The organism is Proteobacteria bacterium CG1_02_64_396, from assembly GCA_001872725.1.
In the GTDB taxonomy this organism is placed as follows: domain Bacteria; phylum Pseudomonadota; class MNWR01; order CG1-02-64-396; family CG1-02-64-396; genus CG1-02-64-396.
On sequence record MNWR01000066.1, the window covers coordinates 35,858 to 54,302 of the forward strand.

The window sequence follows — 18,445 nt, forward strand, 5'->3', positions numbered from 1 at the left end:
CCCCACCACCAGTTTGAGAATGCCCCGCTCGGGTAGATCAAGCCCCTGTAGCCGACCCCACACCACCGCCAGATCGGGATCGAGTCCAAGCCGGGCGCACCCCTCAGCCAGTCTCTGCCGATGCCATGGGGCGTAGGGGAGCCCCCCCCCCCACACCAGCATGGTTTCAAACAGGCCGTCGCCGAACATCAAGCCGCGGATTTCCCAGGGGGAAACGGTCGAGGTGGGCAAGGTGGTGAAAAGCTCAATAGAACTCATCGCAGGGTGCGAACCTCGATTCCGAGGGGGTGCAGAATACCGGCGGCTTTGTTGAGGGTTTCCCGGTCTTCGTGCTGCGGCTCGGAATCGGCGACGATCCCAGCCCCGACATGCAGCCATCCGGTGCCGTTTCGAAGCCCCAGGGTACGGATCAAGATGTTCAGGTCGAGCGATCCGTCCCCCAAAACCCAGCCGATGGAGCCGGTATAGGGGCCGCGCCGGTAGGGCTCCAGCTGCGCAATCAGCTTGCCGCACTGCACCTTGGGGGCGCCGGTGATGGTGCCACCGGGGAACATCGCCGCCGTCACCTGGGCAGGGCCAACACCGGGGCGCAATTGACCCGCAACCTCGGAGACGATATGCCAAACCGAGGCGAGTTGCTCGGTGACCATCAGCTCCTCGACCCCGACCGAACCGGCTTGGCATACCCGCCCCAGATCGTTGCGGATCAAATCGACCAGCATGATGTGCTCGGCTCGCTCCTTGGCAGACAGGAGCAGCTCCCGGCGCAGAGCGTCGTCCTCCCCCTCCCCCCGTCCTCGGCGGCGGGTTCCGGCGATGGGGCGGCTGCGGGCGATCCCGCCATGGGTCGAAACCAGCCGTTCGGGGGAGCAGGAGACTAGATCTAGGCCGGGGAGCCTGGCGTAGCAAGCGTAAGGGGCCGGATTGGCGGCTCTTAAAAAGCGAAAGAGGGGTAGACCGTCCCCCAACCCCGAAACCTCGATGGGATGGGCCAGATTGACCTGAAAAAGGTCGCCCCGGGCAATCGCCTCGATTCCGGCCGCAGCCATGGTTTGAAAAGATTCCGGATCGATCAAGCGGCGAGCGGTGGCCCCCTCAGGTGCTACGGGTGGGGGGGGATCCTCCCCGTGGGCCTGCCCGCTCCACTGTTGCCAGTTCTGCTCCGGGACCGATTCCCGGCACCACAGCGCCGCATGTCCGGTTTCGTGGTCGAGGGCAATCAAGGCATCGAATCGTCCCCATGCCGCCTCGTAGTCAAGGTTGTAACCGGGATCGAGTCGGGCCTTCGGAACGCTGGGTTCTAGGCAGTGGAACGCTTCAAAGGCGACGAAGAGCAATCCCCCTTGTAGAAGCGTTGTTGGAGCAGCCTCATGGGGGGCGGGCAACAGCGGGGCGATTTCGTGCCAAGCGCCGCAGCGCCAATCGAGCCCACCCAACAAAAGACTCACCGGCTCTGCGTAACGGCGGTCGGCATGGGCTCGGTCGAACCAAACCGACCAATAGGCAGGATCGGCGCAGGCCAGCCGCTCGATCACCCCCTGCCCATCGCCCCAAAAACAACGGCGCCGCCACCCCGTAAGGGATGACGGCGCCGCGTCGGAAACCAAGCCTTTCAAAGCGGGCTGGATTTTCAGGGGTTGTAGCGGGCCAACACGATGGTGGCGTTGGTGCCGCCGAATCCGAAAGAGTTGGACATGGCGTAATGGATCTCGGCCGGGCGCCCTTTGCCTTCGGCGACGAAATCGAGATCGCAACCCTCGTCGGGATTTTCAAGATTGATGGTGGGGGGAGCGATCTGATCGCGAATCGCAAGCGCCGTGAAGACCCCCTCAATGCCACCGGCGGCCCCAAGCAGGTGACCGGTCATCGACTTGGTCGAGCTGACCAGCAGACCGTTGGTCGCATGATCCCCGAAGACCCCCTTGACCCCTTCGATCTCAAGGGTGTCGCCGGTGGGGGTCGAGGTGCCGTGAGCATTGATGTACTGGATCTGACTGGGCAACAGATTGGCGTCGCTCAAAGCCGCCTTCATCGCCCGACCGCCGCCATCGCCGCAGGGGGCGGGGGTAGTCATGTGGTAGGCGTCGCCGCTCATGCCGTAGCCCACCACCTCGCAGATGATGTTGGCGCCGCGCGCCAAGGCCGACTCCAGCGATTCCATCACCACCACGCCGGCACCTTCGCCCATGACGAAACCGTCCCGGTCTTTATCCCAGGGGCGGCTGGCACGCTCGGGTTCATCGTTGCGGGTTGAGAGCGCCTTGGAGGCGGCGAATCCCCCCACTGCGGTGGGGCAGATGCAGGCCTCGGTGCCCCCCGCGATCATCGCGTCGGCATAGCCGCCCCGAATGATGCGGAAGGCCTCGCCCATGGCGTGGGTTCCGGTGGCGCAGGCGGTGACCACCGCACTGTTGGGTCCCTTGGCGCCGGTACGGATCGAAATGTGGCCCGACACCATGTTGATGATGGTCATGGGGATGAAGAAGGGGGAGATGCGGCGCGGCCCTTTTTCAAGGTACTCCTTGACCGTTGCCTCGATGGCGGGCAGACCGCCGACCCCGGAGCCTACGATCACCCCGACCCGCTCGTCGTTGCGCTCGTCGATCACCAGCCCGCTCATTTGCAACGCCATGTCGGCGGCGGCCACCCCAAAATGAATGAAGGTATCCATCTTGCGCTGGTCCTTCTTCGAGATGAACGCCTCGACGTCGAACCCCTTCACCTCACCGGCGATTCGGGCCGAAAACCCTTCGGTATCGAATTTAGAAATCGGACCGATACCGCTTTGGCCAGCGAGGATGGCGGCCCAGGAGGACTCAAGGTTATTGCCGACCGGGGTGATAAGGCCGGCGCCAGTAATGACGACGCGTCGATTCACGGGGGTGATCCTATCGCTCAAAACTCAACGGGCCGGAGCGCCGCAACAATCGACGACTCCGGCCCGCGATCCAACCGGTGGAATTACTCGCCGTTGGCCTTGATGTAATCCACGGCGTTGGCCACGGTGGCGATCTTTTCGGCATCTTCTTCAGGAATCTCGATGCCGAACTCCTCTTCCAACGCCATCACCAGCTCCACGGTGTCGAGGCTGTCGGCGCCCAGATCGTCGACGAAGGAGGCGTCGATGGTGACCTTCTCGGCATCCACATCCAGCTGTTCGGCGACGATTTTCTTGACGCGATCTTCGATGCTCATGGTGTTGAACCCCTTGTTTCAACCAACGTGAAAGAATCCACCGCAGTGGTGCCGAAAGAACCGGCATGAAAAGAAACGACTAAAAACCGATGGGTGGGATGCTACTTGGTCCGAGGCCCATCAGGGAAGTCTCAAATATGTGGATTGGGGGTTACCCCAGGTACATCCCACCGTTGACGTGTAAGGTTTGCCCGGTGATATAACTGCTTTTGGGAGAAAGCAAAAACTCGATTAAATCGGCGATTTCTTCTGGTTTGCCCATCCGCTTCATCGGGATGTTGTCGAGCAGGGCGGCTTTCACCTTCTCGGGCAGAACCTCGGTCATCGGGGTTTCGATGAAGCCGGGCGCCACCGCGTTGACCCGCACGCCACGACTCGCCAGCTCCAACGCCACCGTTCGGGTCATCGCCTCCACACCCCCCTTGGCGGCGGTGTAGTTGGTCTGCCCCGCGTTGCCGGTCGAGGCAACAATGGAGGAGACATTCACAACCGAGCCGCTGCGCGCCTTCATCATCACCTTGGCGGCGGCCCGCAGCAGTTTGAAGGGGGCGGTTAGATTGGTGCCGATCACGGCGTCCCAATCATCGTCCTTCATTCGCACCAATAGGGTGTCGCGGGTGATCCCGGCGTTGTTGACCAGTCCGTCCAGCGCCCCGAAGGCCTCAAGGGCGGCGTTGATGACTTGATCGGCGGCGCCGTCAGCGTTCAAGTCGACCGCCACAGTGACCACTTCAGCCCCGAGTTCGGCGACCTGCCCCTTGACCTGGTCCAAGCGCTCTTGGTTGGTGCCGGTCAGGGTCAGACGGCAACCGGCTTTAGCCAAATGCAGCGCCACCTCTTTACCGATGCCGCTGGAGGCACCGGTCACGACCACGCTCAGTCCTTGCAGGCTCATATCTAACCTCTCGTCAGAGGAAATACCCATGGAACAAGCCGCGCCGCGACCCAGGGATGGACCGCCGAAATCGGGCAGGTTTTGTCCGATTTCGAAAGCGAAGCCAAAACCACGCTTTTGGCGAAGCGTTGAAGGAAAAAGGCCGGAGCCTTTTTCCGGTTTAAGTCAGGCCAGCTGCGCCTGGAGTTTGTCGATGTCTTCGGGGCCGTTGACAGCGGCGCCGGTCAGCTCTTTATCGATACGCTTGAGCATGCCGGTCAGCACCTTGCCCGAGCCGGGCTCGACCAAGAGGGTTGCCCCCAGCGCCTTCATGCGCTGCACCGATTCGACCCAGCGCACTGGGGCGGTGACCTGCTCGACCAGCAGATCCAGCTCGGCAGCGCCACTTCGCACCGCATCGGCGGTCACGTTGGCCACGACAGGCACCGATAGATCGGCCACGCCGGTCGCGGTCAATGCTTTGCGCATCACCTCGGCGGCAGGGGCCATCAAGGGGCTGTGGAAGGGGGCGGAGACCGGCAGGATCACCGAGCGTTTGCCCCCCACCTCTTTGGCAGCCTCGACCGCGGCGGCGACCGCCGCGTTGTGGCCGCTGATGACGATCTGACCGGGGGCGTTGTCGTTGGCAGGAACGACGATCAAGCCGTTTTGGCTGACCTGCTCACAAAGTTGTCGGACCACCGCCATCTCGACCCCAAGGATAGCGGCCATCCCCCCCTGCCCCACCGGCACCGCCTCTTGCATCGCCTTGCCACGAATGTGCACCAAGCGGATGGCGTCGCTCCAGCTCAATCCACCTGCAGCGGCCACGGCGGCGTATTCCCCCAGGCTGTGGCCCGCTACCAGGGTCGGAGCGATCCCCGCCTGGGTCAGGGCCAGATGGGCGGCGGCGGCCATCGTCACCAGTGCAGGTTGGGTGTTGGCGGTCAACCGCAGATTTTCCTCAGGCCCCTCGAACATCAGCTTGGTCAGGGAGTAACCCAAGGTGTCGTCGGCCATCTGAAAGATCGCCTTGAAATCGCCGCCCAAGTCATAAAAAGCCTTGCCCATGCCGACCGCTTGAGAACCCTGGCCGGGAAAAGTGAATGCGATGCCCATGTTATTTGCCCCAACGGATCAAAACGCTGCCCCAGGTAAACCCACCCCCGAAGGCCTCCAGCAGAACCAAATCCCCATCTTTGATGCGACCGTCGCGCACCGCCTCATCGAGCGCCAAGGGGATCGATGCGGCCGAGGTGTTGCCGTGGCGGTCGACCGTGACCACCACCCGCTCCATCGGCAGACCCAGTTTCTTGGCGGTCGCCTCGATGATGCGGATGTTGGCCTGATGGGGGACCAGCCAGTCGATGTCGCTGCGCTTGAGGTGGTTGGCGGCCAGCGTCTCGGTGACCAAATCGCCGAGTTGACGCACCGCCACCTTGAAAACCGCGTTGCCCTCCATCGCAATGGTTTTGGGGGCATCGGGAGTCGAGGGGCCACCGGGAACCCAAAGCAAGGGGGTGTATTGACCGTCGGCGTGCAGATGGGTCGAAAGGATCGCCCCCTCGGTGCCGGTCCGGGCCTCCAAAACCATGGCCCCCGCACCGTCGCCGAACAGGACGCAGGTGGTGCGATCGTTCCAGTCGACGATGCGCGACAGGGTCTCGGCCCCAATAATCAAGGCGCGAGTAGCGCTGCCGTTTTCAAGGAATTGCCGGGCGGTGGTCAGGGCGTAGATGAAGCCCGAACAGACCGCCTGCAAATCGAAGGCGGGGACGTTTTTGATCCCCAGCCGGTGGGCAACGATGGTCGCCGAGGCGGGGAAGATGTGGTCAGGGGTGGTGGTGGCCAAAATGACCAGATCAATACTGCCTGGCTCGATCCCAGCCGCTGCGATGGCACGCTTGGCCGCCTCGACCGCCATGTCGGCCGTCCCTTGCTCCGGCGCGGCGATGCGCCGCTCCCGGATGCCGGTACGGGTGACGATCCATTCGTCGGTGGTATCGACGATCTTGGTCATATCCTCGTTGGTCAGCACCTTTTCGGGCAGGTAGCTGCCGGTACCGAGGATGTGGATACCTGGTTTCATGGGTTGCTCCGATGCGACGGAAAACGGTCGCAGGTTGCTTAGTCTTCCGAGGCGGGTTCGTCCTGGGCGGCGGACATGCCGCCCGCCATGTGGGAGATCTCTTCCTCGATCTCGGTCACGACCCTTCCCTTGGCCAGTTCGAAGGCGGTCATGGTGGCATTGGTGAAGGCATCGAGTCCGGCGCCGCCGTGACTCTTGACCAGCACCCCCGACAGCCCCAACAGCAATGCGCCGTTGTAACGGTCGGGGTTGACCTGTTCTTTCATAATGTCGAGGGCAGGCTTGACCAGGAGTGCGCCGATTTTGCTGCGGGTGGTACTGAGCAGCGCCTCTTTGAGCAGGGTGGTGATCATCTTGGCCACCCCCTCCGAGGTCTTGAGCGCCACGTTGCCGGTAAATCCGTCGGTGACCACCACGTCGACATCGCTCAAATAGATGTCGTTGCCCTCGACGTTGCCGACGAAGTTCAACGGCAGCTTGGAGAGGATCTCCCCCGCCTGTTTGACGGTATCGGTCCCCTTGATCTCTTCGGAGCCGATATTGAGCAAGCCAATGGCCGGATTTTCCCGCTTGTTGATCACCCGTGCGAAGACGTCGCCCATGATGGCGAATTGCACCAGGTTTTCGGCACTGCACACCACGTTGGCCCCCATGTCGAGCAGCAACGTGGAACCGCCGATGCGGGGGACGCGTGAGGCGATGGCGGGGCGGTCGATGCCGGGGATGGTGCGAAGAAAGAGGGTTCCCATCGCCATCAGGGCGCCGGTGTTGCCACCGGAGATTCCCCCATCGACCTTGCCTTCGCGGACCAGATCGATGGTGCGGCGCATCGAGGAATTGCGTTTGCGGATGGCCCGGGTCGGCAGCTCGTCCATACCGACCTGATCGGGGGCATCGACGATCTCGATGGTCAGATCGGTCACGTCATGCCGAGCCAGGGTCTGCTCGACCCGCTCCTGGGGGCCGACCAGCACCAAAGAAAAACCGCCCTTACGGGCGGCACGCAGCGCGCCTGCGATAGGCACCTCAAGGGGGAAGTCCCCCCCGAGGGTGTCCACCGCAATGGCGATTCGATCCGACGGCATCGGCGACTGTGTCGGTACGATCAATCGTTGGCGCCGGCGATGACCTGACGGCCCTTGTAGAAGCCGCAATGGGGGCAAACGTGATGGGGCATCTTGGGTTCATGGCACTCGGGACAGGTCGCCTGAGCAGAGGGGGTCAGATGGTCGTGGGCACGACGCATGCCGCGACGGGATTGCGAGATCTTCTTCTTGGGTACGGCCATGGGTTCGCTCCTTAGTCAAACAGCCGGGAGGTCCCGGCCCTAAATTAAAAACAAGACTGAAAAAATGGGCGCATTCAACAACAAAAAAATCAGCGCCCCCTTTTTTTGGCTTCCAACATTTCGGCCAGCCCCGCAAAAGGGCTGTCTTTGCGCCTCTCACCTTCGGCGCATGCGCAGGATTCCAGGTTGCGATTCAAGGCGCAGTAGGGGCAAAGCCCCTGGCACTCGCTCGAACAGCGCAGCAACGGCGGTATTGCCACCAGAACCTCTTCTCGCGCCAGTTCGGTCAGCTTTAGCTGCCCGTCGAGCAAAAACAGATCGGGAAGGTCGTCGATGGGAATCCCCTCCTCCCCCGCTTCAACCTGGGGAAAGAAGCCCGACTCCTCGCCGATGGCAACCAGACGATCAAAGTCTTCTTCCACCTCGAAGGTGAAGGGATCTAGGCACGAGTCGCAGGGGGCAGTCAGGGTCGCTTTGACGTGCCCGCCAACCCGGAACTGCCCACCACGGGCCGCTCTGACCTCGACGGCAAGTTCGACCGGTGCAGCCAAGGTTATTCCCTCGGGCAGATCATCCAGCGCCAGCACCGCCCCCTCGACCTGCCAACCGCCTTTGGGAAGCTCTTCCAGAGCGATAATCAGATCGTCCAGGCGGCGAAGTTGGGACACGGCTGTAAAAACCTCGATCAAACCGGGAATTCCCCGGTGCAAAAAGGGTGCGGATCATACGGATCGCCCCCCCCCAGGTCAAACGCCTGGGAGACAAGGTTTTTTAGGGATTGGGGCGATTATCTACCCTGGATGAGCTCGATCTTGTAACCATCTGGATCTTCTACAAAAGCGATGACCGTTGTGCCGTGTTTCATCGGCCCCGCCGCACGAACCACCTTGCCCCCCCCAGCGGCAATGGCCGCGCAGGTGGCCTGCGCATCTTCGACCCCGATGGCCAAATGACCAAAACCATTGCCCAGGTCGTAACCGTCGGTATCCCAATTGTGGGTCAATTCAATGGCGGAGTGTTCGGCTTCGTCGCCATACCCCACAAAAGCCAAGGTAAACCGCCCCTCGGGATAGTCCTTGCGACGTAAAAGCCGCATACCGAGCAAGTCGGTATAAAAAGCGATGGAGCGGTCGAGGTTTCCGACCCGGATCATGGTGTGGAGCAGGCGCATGGTTATTCCAAATCAAACGAAAGAAATTGAAGGGTTTTGAAGAGAATAGTCCATCTCATGAACGGAGACGGCATCGGAAAAACGGATGTGGAAATACCGTAAAAATACCGTCGGACGCCCGCGCAACGATGCGAAAACAGAAAGAAACCCAAAGGTGGGAACATTCGAAAATGCCAACAAAAACAAAAGCCCCGCACCGTATCGCAAGAACATGCGACAAGATGCGGGGCTTTGTTGGTGCCGGAGGTCGGAATCGAACCGACACGGGTGTTAGCCCACCGGATTTTGAGTCCGCTTCCAACCGATACCAACACTAACGCACAACACCTAAACGGCTGCAAACACTCGCAAATTTAATGCGGCTTATTGCTGCTTAGGCCGAGCGCTGCCCCATGAGTGTCCCATGAGTGTCCCATGAGTGTCCCATGCTTTCTCAACGGTCAACAATCTTGACCGCGAATGTCCGCTCAGTGCGCCTGCCGCCAGCAGTAGTGATGGCATTGACCACCTGATAGACCTCCCCGGACGAGCCCCCCGATAACCATACCAGCGTCCGACCTGTAGCTGTGTCGATATGCTGCTGGGTCGAAACAAGCGCTGACGGTGAGGCGGCAGGGCCCTTGATAGTAAAGACAGAAGACGCCAGGATGTCGCCTTGGTCGGCAAGCCACTTTGACCAATCGACAGAATAGTCGAGAAGAGAAGCAGGATCCTTCTCGAATCGCGCTAGGGCCATACTACAACCTCTCTCCTCCCCTCTGGGGGGATGCCAATTATCCTGGGATCGGCATCAATCGCCAAGGTGCGTCGTTCCCCTGGGACCACCACCATCCGCTTGAACCCTGACGGGATCAGGATACGTTCCCCAGAACCAAGCCCACTGGTAATCAGGGCCCCTCCTAGACCCAGGGTGATCACACCCGGACCCTCTGCATGGACCTGGCGGGGTCTGTTGTTGGCGCCCCACCAGAATCATAGAGATTGAAGCGAGCAACCTCGGTGACGTTGTCAGGGGCAAAGAACACCATTTGGTTGTTCTCAATGATCCACCTGCCACCACCAATAGCAGCAGAAAACCCAGAATCAACCCCAATCTTGGGGATCAAAGAAAGCTCGGTGTTGGTGACGAGGCGGTTTGGATGAGCCCAGATTTCCGCAGGGGTAGCGCCAACCGATTGGGTCAGTGTCCTCGACGGGCTTGCCCAAACCGCCGCCGCTGCCTGATTGGCGGCGGGATCCGTCTCAACCTCCACCGGCACGGCATCCACCGTGTTGCCCTGGACGACTTCGATCAGGTAGTAGTCGGGAACGCGGGGAAGTGCCAGGGTTGACCAGTTGATCAGTGCCTTGAATACCCCTGGACGTGGCTCACCCATCGTGATGGTGGTCCCGATTTGCGCAGCCGGGGAAACCTCTGTATCCCAGATGCGCAGCGTTGGCGACACCCCAGGCACGCCGACGAAAACAATCTCGTGGTGGGTCTCGCCCTGGAACTCATGTGTGTCGACCTGGGAGATCCTCGCTACCTGCGGCACTGCCGATGGGTTGGTGACTACGATGGGCACTGGGGTACGCCACACCTCGTTTAGGTCGGCGAAGGTTGCGGTGAAAGAGCCACTGACCATGGTGGCGTGCAGGACAAAGGGGCCGAATGCCTCGTCGGTGATGACCCCAATCGACACCACCTTGGTGATGCGGTGGTTGAGCACCGCAGAAAAGCGCCAGGAAAGATCGGGTTGCTGCGTCCCAGCGTAGACCGTACCAAGGGTGTCGGTCAGGGTGACACCTGTGACGGCGGTGCCATCCAGGACCGTCCCGGCGGTATCGCGCAGGCTGATGTCGATCTGGCGCAGTTGATTGAGGCGTTTGATGTCCCAAGCGTTCCCAGACCACACCACCTGCGGCAGGGTGATGTCGGGGAAGTTGATCAGCCCCGAAGCGTCTCCGTCGACCGTAAACAGGGCGGTGTTGGCGTTTGCCCCTTCTATCTGAAGACGGGACAGGTCTCGTGTGAACTGTCTGTTAATCCAGTAGTTTTTTGAATCATCAATCACCAGGCTCGAATCGGTGATGGTGGCATCCGCATCCCCGCATAATGGGAATGAGCCCTCGCCGTAGAAGTTAACGGCGCTGTCGGCGGGGTAGATTACGCAGCCAACAAGACGTTTGACCGACGCCAGCGTGAAGACAAACCCCCGGAAGGTCGAACCCTCCGCCGTGATTTTCCCATGACTCTGGAAACCTTTTCCGCGCCGAATATCCGACCCGTAGACGTAGAGGTGCCCTATGATTAGTCTCAGGTCAATTCGGTCGGAAAGGACGCATCCTTGGGTGGGGTTTCCATTCGCATCGACTTCACCGATTTTGAGGTTGGTCAACTCAATACCGGCGACAGAAAATCCGTTGACGGTCAGTGTGACCGCGCCGGTCGCATCGAGCTGTTTGTCGACCATCGTCAACGTGGACGGGGTGTCGGCGCCGTCTCCAACCCTGATGTCGGTCAGGGTGGCGTCTTGAATTTGCACAGCCCTACCGGTAGCCACAAAGTCTGCCGGGTAGGCCGCAATCACCTCGTCAAGGGTGTGGGTGGAGGTGATGGTGATGACGGTTCCATTTTTTGAAATCATTGTTGTGCCCCCACCGGTGATGACCATGCCTCCCAAGACTTTTGCCTGCGTAATGCCGCCGATATCAGCCGTTTCAAACTGTCCTCGCCCTGAACGTCGAGGCAAGATGAGGCGCCTGGGGCGTGGGGGCCGATGAATGTAGGAAGGGGGGCAACAACCCCCGCCAGAGGAGCGGTCAATTCGACCGGAACCTTGGGCATCACCGGGATCGGCACCTCAACGGTCACCTGTTTAACGACCTCGACCTCTTCGATGACGGTGACTATCTCTGGGGGGGTGACCGGATGTGCGAACCACCCGGTGGTGGCGCCACCCCCAAACAAAATCAGCGCAAGAGCCCACTCACCCATCGATTCATCCCCTCAGGTCCGTGACCACCTTCTTCTTCACCAGGTGGCTTCCCGAGAACGACTCGGAGTGCCCTGTTCTCGGCCAACACCGATGCCGCATCTGCTTCGGTTTGGAATCTCTCGACGGCCCCGTTTTGGGCCTCAATGACCGCCTCTAGGACCCGTGATTTGCTCTCCGACGCAAGGGCGCGAGATCGCAACCGTTCGGCGATGACCGCCTGTGTTTTTGTTGCACTGGTGGCCATGGCCAAGCTGCGTTCGGAATCCTTCAGCTCCAACTGGCCCCATGCCCATACCGACGACGTCGCAACAACCCCGATCAGGGTTGCGTAGATTGTTGACCGCATACCCGCCCCCCCCACCCGGCATCAAAATAGAGTGACTCCCACCGCAAGAGGATCTTCCTCGGGTAATCCCTGTTCTCCCGGAATGCCCATTCCGCTCTTGTGCTGTGGTTCTCAACCTCACCCCACCACGCATCAGGGTTGCCGCCGAGTTGTGCCGTCAGCTTTCTGTCCCTTGATACCCAACCAGGTCCCCCGTTATACCCACTCAGGGCCAAGGCCCACCGATCACAATCCGGCACTTGAGGGAGTGGTGCTGAAAGGGGAGAAATCGCCCCGAAAAGGCGCCGGTTGTAGACGATCAAGGCCCTGATTGCCCACCCGGGGGAATAAGGGGCAGGGGCGCCGAGGCTCGCCGGATACACCTTGGAGATCCATTCGGCAGTCGCTGGGGTGAACTGAGCAAGGCCTGATGCGTATTTGCTTTTTGCCGTCGACCGCCACCCGCTCTCCTGGTGAATTTGGGCTGCAAAGGTCGATATCGGTGCGTCCAAGCCCCACTGAGCATGGGCCTCCCTCACCAGCATCCGCTCGTATTGGGCGGCTTCCGGCGGGATTGGTGGAACGTCCACCTAGACCCCAGTCCCGCCTGCGACCATGGCTGCCGCGACGATAATCGCCCGACGCAGTGCAGCATGGCGGTCGTAGGTGATATCACCGGTAGGAGGGGCAATATGCGGCCTTGCGTAAGGGAATATCCCCCGGTCGGTCCAATACCCGATGTAGCCAAACAGGGTCACTTTTGCCAACCCCCACACCATCACCCCGAGCTGATATGGGGCAATCATGGCCACAATCATGGATGCGATTATTGCCAGGGCGAGGAAGGGCCAGGCCCTCAAGGCGCTACGAATCCGAATCCTAGGCATCGATCGCATCCTCCCACTCAGGATCAAGTTTGATCGCAGGGTAGATCGCGGATCGTCCGGACTCGGCTGCAGGTATATCTTCGATCATCACGTTCCTGCGTGCGATGGGTACCATAGAATTTAGACGGGCATTCATATTTGGGTACCCAAACAACACCACTTCGGCGTTACCGCGCCCGTGGAAAATGTGGACCTCATCAATGCGCCAATAGGTAGCATTTACGCCGTAAGGAGTCTTTTTTTCGGTCTCGATGGCCACTTTATCCCCCGCAATTTTTTTAAGTGTTGTTATAGCAAAAGTTAGTCATCGTATAATTACCTTGAAGCGATCCGCCGTTTACAAATTTCAAGCGGACGTCATACGTTCCAGGCGAGATGTTGTTAAAATATGTTTGTGTCAAGACTCTCCCTGCTGTCCCACTAAATGTCACTGGAGATGAGAGTGCCGTGCCGTTACTGTCAATGATCGTGACAGTTGTACCTGCGTAAACGTTTGTAAAGTCTATGTAGGATCGTACTTCCCAGAACCCGCCATATAACATGAAATAATTGCTATAACTGATGGCTTCTAATCCGGCAGTAATTAACCCATTTGCAGTTGAAAATGCCCGTCTTGCATACAAACTATTGTGGGTGTGCGTAGACGGGGAGTAGGCGGCGTCATGGTTGTGATTTGCTCCAGCGTATCTGGCATCAGCCTGCCCCTTCGTGATTGCATGATTGTCTGCCGTCGCGTCTGCTCCAATTAACGGCACAGCAGTTAGGGGTGGGATTGAAGTCAACACCCTGACCAATCCTGATGCGTTGCCCCCAGAGAAAAACAATGCCCACTGCCCCGCAGCTAACTGGAGAGTGCTTCCATACAGTTCCGAACTCCGCCCTTGACCAACCGCGCCAAGAGTAACAAATGGTAATCCATTCTCGCTTACGACTGTCGCAGTTGCGTAGCTTTGAGTAAATACAATGAAAATCACACCGGGTTGAATGGATGACGGGATGGTCAGCGTTGATCCAGAGGCAGCGTTTGCCACAATTACGATTGAGGACAGACCATCCAGGTTGTACGCCCCTGCCGCCGAATAAGTGGTCACCCCACTCACCTGCCTCCGAAGCAATGCACCAGCAAGCTGGGAGATATCTGCTGCATTAGGGGTAATGCCAACAGCCGAGATACCAGCGTCCAGCACGGCTTTCAACCACGCAGTTCGGTTAGCCAGTTGTGCTGGCGCAATATTCAAATCACCGCCAATGGATCGACCATCAGGTCCGAGGACTGGGTCGCCATTTACGTCGACAATGGGCGGGCCACCGAGCGCCGCATCGGTGGTCAATAGCTCTCGAATGGCGCTACCCCAGGTAGCAGATTCGGTCAGTGGGGTCATGATTATCTCCTCACCATGAGCGTGCCATCACGACGATCACGCGGGCACCCCATTAACACTCAGGCTCCGAACGGCAACACCGGCGGCCCGTGTGAACTCGATCACCGATCTAGCCCTCCCCCCCACAATTGCCTCAGATTCACCCTGGGGGATCGGCGCGAGGATTGTCGCGTCGATTGCTGGGGATCCACCTGGGAGGTATCCAATCGGGTAGACACCGCCCAGGGTGTAGTAGCCGTTGAGGTAGTGTGGAAAACTGAGAAGCCCGGCATCAGCAACAACCACTGACGTGGCCTGAATGGCACCGGTGATCGCATTTTCCAGGGTCCGGTTGGTCAGAAGCGTCTTGGTGGCGGTAGCGACGATCCTGGCAGCGTAATCCGGATCGCTTTCCCCTGCCGTTCGCGCCACCCCGTAGTGAGCACCATGGAAGTCCAGCCACTCCCCGCTCGCGGTAGAGAGGCCCAAATCGGCGCGCATGTTGCCGATCGACCCCCTGATCCCCTGCAACTCAAAAGCAAATGCATCAAGGAGGGCCCACGTTGGGTCTGTGAATGACGTCCAAACGACACCGCCACTCACTGCGACCTCCCCACTATCGTCCAGGAGTGTCTCGGCACCCATGTCTGGCTGCTGAAGTGCCGCAGCCGTCAAACCAAGCCCCAGAATCCAGGCCACGACGTCAGAGACCAGGATCCCCCCAAGGGGGAGCGCCGCAGGCGCTCCACCGTCAACCGATATCGTGAAAACCTGATCGGAGATGCTCCAGGAGACCGCCCCAGGGGAATTGGTGAGGGAAATTGCCTCGACCTCAATGGGGTCTCGGACGAACCCACCGTGGAGGGAGGCGACGAGTTTGCGGGTCAGGATCATTGGATCGTCACCACACCCGGGACGATCTTCTGCAACGTCCCAGGGGCGACATCGCTGGCGGGGGAGAGCACTGCGACTGAGTAAACCGCGGGGACCGATTGCGCGGCGGCAAGAATCTGCGACCACACCGCAGTGGCGCCGATTGCCAACGACGAGAGGTATTGGGAAATTGCAGCAGTCACCGCCGACGCCCCTGCCACCGGGTCGGCGCCGTTGACCCACACGATTTGCGCCGTCACGTCTAGGACGTAATCTCCGGCCGCGAACGTGACGACCTGGACGCCGGACGCCTTCCACCCATCCACGACGGTGCCGTTCTGCATCGTGTACCCGGCAACCACCATGGCGACGGCATCAAGGAGAGCCTGGGAGGTCGATCCAGATCCGTTGTGGCAATAGAGCTCAACGACGCCGATGGGATTGAGAGGGTCGGCCAAAAACGGCTCGACAACTGTCGCCTTGGCGCACCTCTCAATTACCGCACCGCCAACATCGGTCACGGTCGCCGTTGTCGCCCCATACTCGATTGCTCCAGCCGTCCCGCGCGATATCGACGAGATGAAATCCTGGAATCGAGTCTTCAATTGCAGATCGGTTTCAAGGTCGGAACCGCCGGCTGCGGCGGAAGGGTTGGTCACCGTGCTGATGCCCTGGGGACGGTCGACCAGCACCACCACCGTGCTGGCGGCGACATTGGCGATCACGCCGCTCCGGTCAGCAGCCGCCAACACGGATACCGTCGTCTGCCCAATGGCAATCGTGGCGTCTGCCTGCGTCGTGAAGACGATCCCACCGGTTGTCCTGGCCCGTGTCCCAGCAGGGACAAGCACCGCGGCAGCGACAGGCGATGAGGCCGAGAAGTCTAGGGTTACCGTCGCGGTCGAAGCCGGCAGGCGGCTAAAGCCGAACGCCTCGTAGGTCGACGTCGGAATCCCCTCCATCAGCGAGTTGAACTGCTGGATGTAGAGCTCCTCCATCTCAGCCGCAGCCGCCTCCAGAAGCGTGCGGATGATTGATCCGACCTGGAAATCGGTGATGTCAGGGCGAGTTGCCTTGACCTGATTGACGAGCGCCGCGATGATCGATATCAGATCCTTAATCTGGGTAGCCACTAAAACACCCCCGAAACCGGAACGACGGCGCCGTCACGTAGACGCGCCGTGGCTTCTACCCGGAGCGAATCCCCGGAAATGGTCACGACCGACGAAGGGACATCCACCACCCTCGGGTCGCCAAGAAGGGCCTTGCGAACAAAAGCTTCGGCAATCTGGATCGTTTCTGGGCCACCGCCCTGACCGATGATTCGCCGGAACGAGCTGCCAAAGCCGAGATGGAAGATCAAGTCCCCAGTCTCGGCCGCAAGCCTTACCGTGATCGACTGCATTGCTGCAGCATTTCCCGTCACCAGCGCAAGGTCGCCACTGGCGACGACCAACTGACCCTGAACCAGCATGAGGTCGGATAGACCCTGCTCCCCCGGCAGCAGCGCCCCGGTCTCGGGAACCTGAAGTGAATCCCCCTCCACGAGCACATTGGCCGCAGCCTGAGCCTGGCTTGCGACGATGAACGGCCATACCAACCCGTTGAGGTAGACCAGATCGGGCCATAGCGTTGCGTCGCCGAGCTCCCGCGCCGCGATCCGCTGGAGCGTGTCTCCGGGACGGATGCGCACGAGCCTGGTTCGCGGGATCGTTTTGCTGAAGGGGTTAAGCGGCAAGACTCACCCCCTCGGAAATTGACCTGGCATGCTGAGCCAGATCGGTTGGGGGGGAAGTCTGGGCGATGGGGTCGACCGAGACGGCCGACATCGAGGCGCGTGCTGCCGTCGAGACCGTTGGGGTTGCAGGGGGAGTGGCCTGAGCCTGCCGAACAGCCTCGACGGTGTTGGTCTTGGTCGATCGGTAGGCGGAGGGGGCAGAGCCGCCGCCAGTCGATGAGCAGTTCGAGGCGCCATTGAGAAGATCGGAGAACGAGGGGAAGTCGAGCGCATGTTGCCATGCATTGCGCAGGGTGCATCGGATGTCGTTCCACGCCGAGCACAGTCGCATCACGGCTCCCTTAACCTTCTGCGCCAAAGTGGTTGCCAGGAGCATTAACCGCCCGATGTTGTGCGCTGCCGTGACAAGCGAGTCGGCCACCGCCAAGATCGGACCCAGGGTCGCGTCGACAAACCCGGTGATCACGTCGATGTAGCCCGCAATTGTGTCGTTGATACCCTGCAAGTAATCGGTTATCGGGCCGAACGCCGCATCCATCTCCGCCCGGTAGGCATTCAGGTCGTCGTTCAACTCTTGCAGGGTGGTTTTCTGATCCTGAAGGTGCTTGCTGGCAGCATCGCGACGGATCCTCGGGTTGTTGATCGCATCCATGATCGGGTCGGGGATGACCGCGAAATCCTCAGGAACACCCAACAGGTCGAACGACAGGGCAAAGTGGTGCAGCAGGGGACTTGACTTGTGGCGACGCAAGGTGAAGGCCTTGGGGGCCGCAACCCAGGTGTAACCGTGGTGCTTATCGGAAACGAGCATTTGCAGATCGTTCGGATCGCGCAGCTGCCGCAGCATCTCGGCGCGCCGCCGGTGGTATTCATCGAAAATGTCGGTCTTCATGGTTTTGAAGAGGGCAGCGCCATCCCCGGAGGAATTGCCGCGCCACCCGGTGTGGCCGGTTACGGTCAGGGTCTTGATCCCCCACCCATGGATGTCGGCATAGGCGCCGGCAAGAGTGGCCTGAGTTGTGATGCGGGTCGGCTCGGTGTAATTGAGCTCCTCAGGTCGGATCGGGAGCGTGAACATCTTCCCCACCGCTTGGTGGGAACGGTCATCCCACAGCAACAGCCCGATGGCATGTGCTTTTTGCGAGGACGGAGATGTTGAGGTCTGAGCCATGCTCAGAGCATGGCGTCACGACGTAGGGCTAAAAAGGACCGCCATTACCTTGCACGGTCCGCAGAATCAGTCGTTCCTCGTAGAGCCGGGCCGTATCGTCCGGGTGAACGAAGAGCTGGACGTAGCCGTCCTGATGTTTTACTACGCGGTGGCGAACCTTCAGGCGCTGTAACTATTCAGCCCCACCCCTAAAAAAACACTTGACAAGGTTTTTCCAAGAAAAGCCAGCCCTCGCCTTAATCTGCCGGGCGCCGCTCAAAAGGGTGTTTCCTGTGCCCCATAAGGCGCCCTAACCCTCGCCGATGTAGCGGCCACTACGGGGGGATGTTGCGGGGCTCTTCAGGGCTGTGTGGCGGCTTTACGGCACGAAAAATCGACCCCAAAAACCGGTGTTATCATCGCCTCACGACAACCGATACGAGGTGAACCCCGGTGACCATCAACCGCATCGATGCCACGGCAGCGGTGGCACACGTTAAAAAATTACTGGCGCAG

At 60.2% G+C, this 18,445-nt stretch carries 21 protein-coding genes (1 of these 21 only partly in view); all 21 read right to left on the reverse strand.

Going from position 1 to position 18,445, the window contains the following annotated elements:
• Positions 1–258, reverse strand: the 5' portion of a protein-coding gene (locus tag AUJ55_07975) for a hypothetical protein (protein OIO56697.1). Its footprint begins 39 nt before the window's first position; 258 of the gene's 297 nt are visible here — the first part of the coding sequence; it begins with the start codon at positions 256–258; the stop codon falls past the left edge of the window.
• Positions 255–1,535 (reverse strand): hypothetical protein, encoded by a 1,281-nt coding sequence (locus AUJ55_07980; protein ID OIO56698.1) that lies wholly within the window; start codon positions 1,533–1,535, stop codon positions 255–257. Before AUJ55_07980 ends, AUJ55_07975 begins: the two co-directional genes overlap by 4 nt.
• A gap of 95 nt (positions 1,536–1,630) precedes the next feature.
• Positions 1,631–2,878: a beta-ketoacyl-[acyl-carrier-protein] synthase II gene (locus AUJ55_07985; protein OIO56699.1), complete on the reverse strand. Its 1,248-nt coding sequence runs from the start codon at positions 2,876–2,878 to the stop codon at positions 1,631–1,633.
• An 83-nt stretch (positions 2,879–2,961) separates the two neighbouring features.
• A complete protein-coding gene (locus tag AUJ55_07990) occupies positions 2,962–3,195 on the reverse strand; it encodes an acyl carrier protein (GenBank protein OIO56700.1) in 234 nt (77 codons plus the stop codon).
• A 151-nt stretch (positions 3,196–3,346) separates the two neighbouring features.
• The gene (locus AUJ55_07995) at positions 3,347–4,090 is read right to left on the reverse strand and encodes a 3-oxoacyl-[acyl-carrier-protein] reductase (GenBank protein OIO56701.1); all 744 of its coding nucleotides are present in this window, start codon (positions 4,088–4,090) and stop codon (positions 3,347–3,349) included.
• 165 nt (positions 4,091–4,255) lie between these two features.
• On the reverse strand, positions 4,256–5,188 hold the full coding sequence (locus AUJ55_08000) for a [acyl-carrier-protein] S-malonyltransferase (GenBank protein ID OIO56702.1): 933 nt from the start codon (positions 5,186–5,188) through the stop codon (positions 4,256–4,258).
• A 1-nt stretch (position 5,189) separates the two neighbouring features.
• The gene (locus AUJ55_08005) at positions 5,190–6,158 is read right to left on the reverse strand and encodes a 3-oxoacyl-ACP synthase (GenBank protein ID OIO56703.1); all 969 of its coding nucleotides are present in this window, start codon (positions 6,156–6,158) and stop codon (positions 5,190–5,192) included.
• 38 nt (positions 6,159–6,196) lie between these two features.
• Complete coding sequence (locus tag AUJ55_08010) at positions 6,197–7,243, reverse strand: hypothetical protein (protein OIO56704.1); 1,047 nt, start codon at positions 7,241–7,243, stop codon at positions 6,197–6,199.
• Positions 7,244–7,263: 20 nt separating this feature from the next.
• Positions 7,264–7,446: a 50S ribosomal protein L32 gene (locus AUJ55_08015; GenBank protein OIO56705.1), complete on the reverse strand. Its 183-nt coding sequence runs from the start codon at positions 7,444–7,446 to the stop codon at positions 7,264–7,266.
• An 89-nt stretch (positions 7,447–7,535) separates the two neighbouring features.
• The gene (locus AUJ55_08020; GenBank protein ID OIO56706.1) at positions 7,536–8,156 is read right to left on the reverse strand and encodes a hypothetical protein; all 621 of its coding nucleotides are present in this window, start codon (positions 8,154–8,156) and stop codon (positions 7,536–7,538) included.
• 77 nt (positions 8,157–8,233) lie between these two features.
• A complete protein-coding gene (locus AUJ55_08025) occupies positions 8,234–8,617 on the reverse strand; it encodes a lactoylglutathione lyase (GenBank protein OIO56707.1) in 384 nt (127 codons plus the stop codon).
• A 433-nt stretch (positions 8,618–9,050) separates the two neighbouring features.
• Positions 9,051–9,353 carry a hypothetical protein gene (locus tag AUJ55_08030; GenBank protein OIO56708.1) on the reverse strand — a complete coding sequence of 101 codons (303 nt, stop codon included), beginning with the start codon at positions 9,351–9,353 and terminating at the stop codon, positions 9,051–9,053.
• Between the two features lie 178 nt (positions 9,354–9,531).
• The gene (locus AUJ55_08035) at positions 9,532–11,244 is read right to left on the reverse strand and encodes a hypothetical protein (protein OIO56709.1); all 1,713 of its coding nucleotides are present in this window, start codon (positions 11,242–11,244) and stop codon (positions 9,532–9,534) included.
• Entirely contained in the window at positions 11,241–11,594 is a 354-nt protein-coding gene (locus tag AUJ55_08040) for a hypothetical protein (protein OIO56710.1), read from the reverse strand. The genes AUJ55_08035 and AUJ55_08040 overlap by 4 nt, the downstream gene beginning before the upstream one ends.
• Entirely contained in the window at positions 11,570–11,941 is a 372-nt protein-coding gene (locus tag AUJ55_08045) for a hypothetical protein (protein OIO56711.1), read from the reverse strand. Before AUJ55_08045 ends, AUJ55_08040 begins: the two co-directional genes overlap by 25 nt.
• A gap of 569 nt (positions 11,942–12,510) precedes the next feature.
• The gene (locus AUJ55_08050; GenBank protein ID OIO56712.1) at positions 12,511–12,807 is read right to left on the reverse strand and encodes a hypothetical protein; all 297 of its coding nucleotides are present in this window, start codon (positions 12,805–12,807) and stop codon (positions 12,511–12,513) included.
• Positions 12,800–13,066, reverse strand: coding sequence for a hypothetical protein (locus AUJ55_08055; protein ID OIO56713.1), 267 nt, complete (start codon positions 13,064–13,066; stop codon positions 12,800–12,802). The genes AUJ55_08050 and AUJ55_08055 overlap by 8 nt, the downstream gene beginning before the upstream one ends.
• Positions 13,067–14,225: 1,159 nt before the next feature.
• Entirely contained in the window at positions 14,226–15,062 is an 837-nt protein-coding gene (locus tag AUJ55_08060) for a hypothetical protein (GenBank protein OIO56714.1), read from the reverse strand.
• On the reverse strand, positions 15,059–16,174 hold the full coding sequence (locus AUJ55_08065) for a hypothetical protein (protein ID OIO56715.1): 1,116 nt from the start codon (positions 16,172–16,174) through the stop codon (positions 15,059–15,061). The genes AUJ55_08060 and AUJ55_08065 overlap by 4 nt, the downstream gene beginning before the upstream one ends.
• Positions 16,174–16,779: a hypothetical protein gene (locus AUJ55_08070; protein ID OIO56716.1), complete on the reverse strand. Its 606-nt coding sequence runs from the start codon at positions 16,777–16,779 to the stop codon at positions 16,174–16,176. The genes AUJ55_08065 and AUJ55_08070 overlap by 1 nt, the downstream gene beginning before the upstream one ends.
• Positions 16,769–17,857 (reverse strand): hypothetical protein, encoded by a 1,089-nt coding sequence (locus AUJ55_08075; protein OIO56717.1) that lies wholly within the window; start codon positions 17,855–17,857, stop codon positions 16,769–16,771. The genes AUJ55_08070 and AUJ55_08075 overlap by 11 nt, the downstream gene beginning before the upstream one ends.
• Positions 17,858–18,445 lie beyond the last annotated feature (588 nt).

What these genes read in the sequence shown, in the direction of transcription:
- AUJ55_08060 (OIO56714.1), bottom strand. Translation starts at nt 15,062, where the DNA reads ATGATCCTGACCCGCAAACTCGTCGCCTCCCTCCACGGTGGGTTCGTC.
- AUJ55_08005 (OIO56703.1), bottom strand. Translation starts at nt 6,158, where the DNA reads ATGAAACCAGGTATCCACATCCTCGGTACCGGCAGCTACCTGCCCGAA.
- AUJ55_08025 (OIO56707.1), bottom strand. Translation starts at nt 8,617, where the DNA reads ATGCGCCTGCTCCACACCATGATCCGGGTCGGAAACCTCGACCGCTCC.
- AUJ55_08040 (OIO56710.1), bottom strand. Translation starts at nt 11,594, where the DNA reads ATGGGTGAGTGGGCTCTTGCGCTGATTTTGTTTGGGGGTGGCGCCACC.
- AUJ55_07990 (OIO56700.1), bottom strand. Translation starts at nt 3,195, where the DNA reads ATGAGCATCGAAGATCGCGTCAAGAAAATCGTCGCCGAACAGCTGGAT.
- AUJ55_08050 (OIO56712.1), bottom strand. Translation starts at nt 12,807, where the DNA reads ATGCCTAGGATTCGGATTCGTAGCGCCTTGAGGGCCTGGCCCTTCCTC.
- AUJ55_08010 (OIO56704.1), bottom strand. Translation starts at nt 7,243, where the DNA reads ATGCCGTCGGATCGAATCGCCATTGCGGTGGACACCCTCGGGGGGGAC.
- AUJ55_07995 (OIO56701.1), bottom strand. Translation starts at nt 4,090, where the DNA reads ATGAGCCTGCAAGGACTGAGCGTGGTCGTGACCGGTGCCTCCAGCGGC.
- AUJ55_08030 (OIO56708.1), bottom strand. Translation starts at nt 9,353, where the DNA reads ATGGCCCTAGCGCGATTCGAGAAGGATCCTGCTTCTCTTCTCGACTAT.
- AUJ55_08045 (OIO56711.1), bottom strand. Translation starts at nt 11,941, where the DNA reads ATGCGGTCAACAATCTACGCAACCCTGATCGGGGTTGTTGCGACGTCG.
- AUJ55_08075 (OIO56717.1), bottom strand. Translation starts at nt 17,857, where the DNA reads ATGTTCACGCTCCCGATCCGACCTGAGGAGCTCAATTACACCGAGCCG.
- AUJ55_08035 (OIO56709.1), bottom strand. Translation starts at nt 11,244, where the DNA reads ATGATTTCAAAAAATGGAACCGTCATCACCATCACCTCCACCCACACC.
- AUJ55_08000 (OIO56702.1), bottom strand. Translation starts at nt 5,188, where the DNA reads ATGGGCATCGCATTCACTTTTCCCGGCCAGGGTTCTCAAGCGGTCGGC.
- AUJ55_08015 (OIO56705.1), bottom strand. Translation starts at nt 7,446, where the DNA reads ATGGCCGTACCCAAGAAGAAGATCTCGCAATCCCGTCGCGGCATGCGT.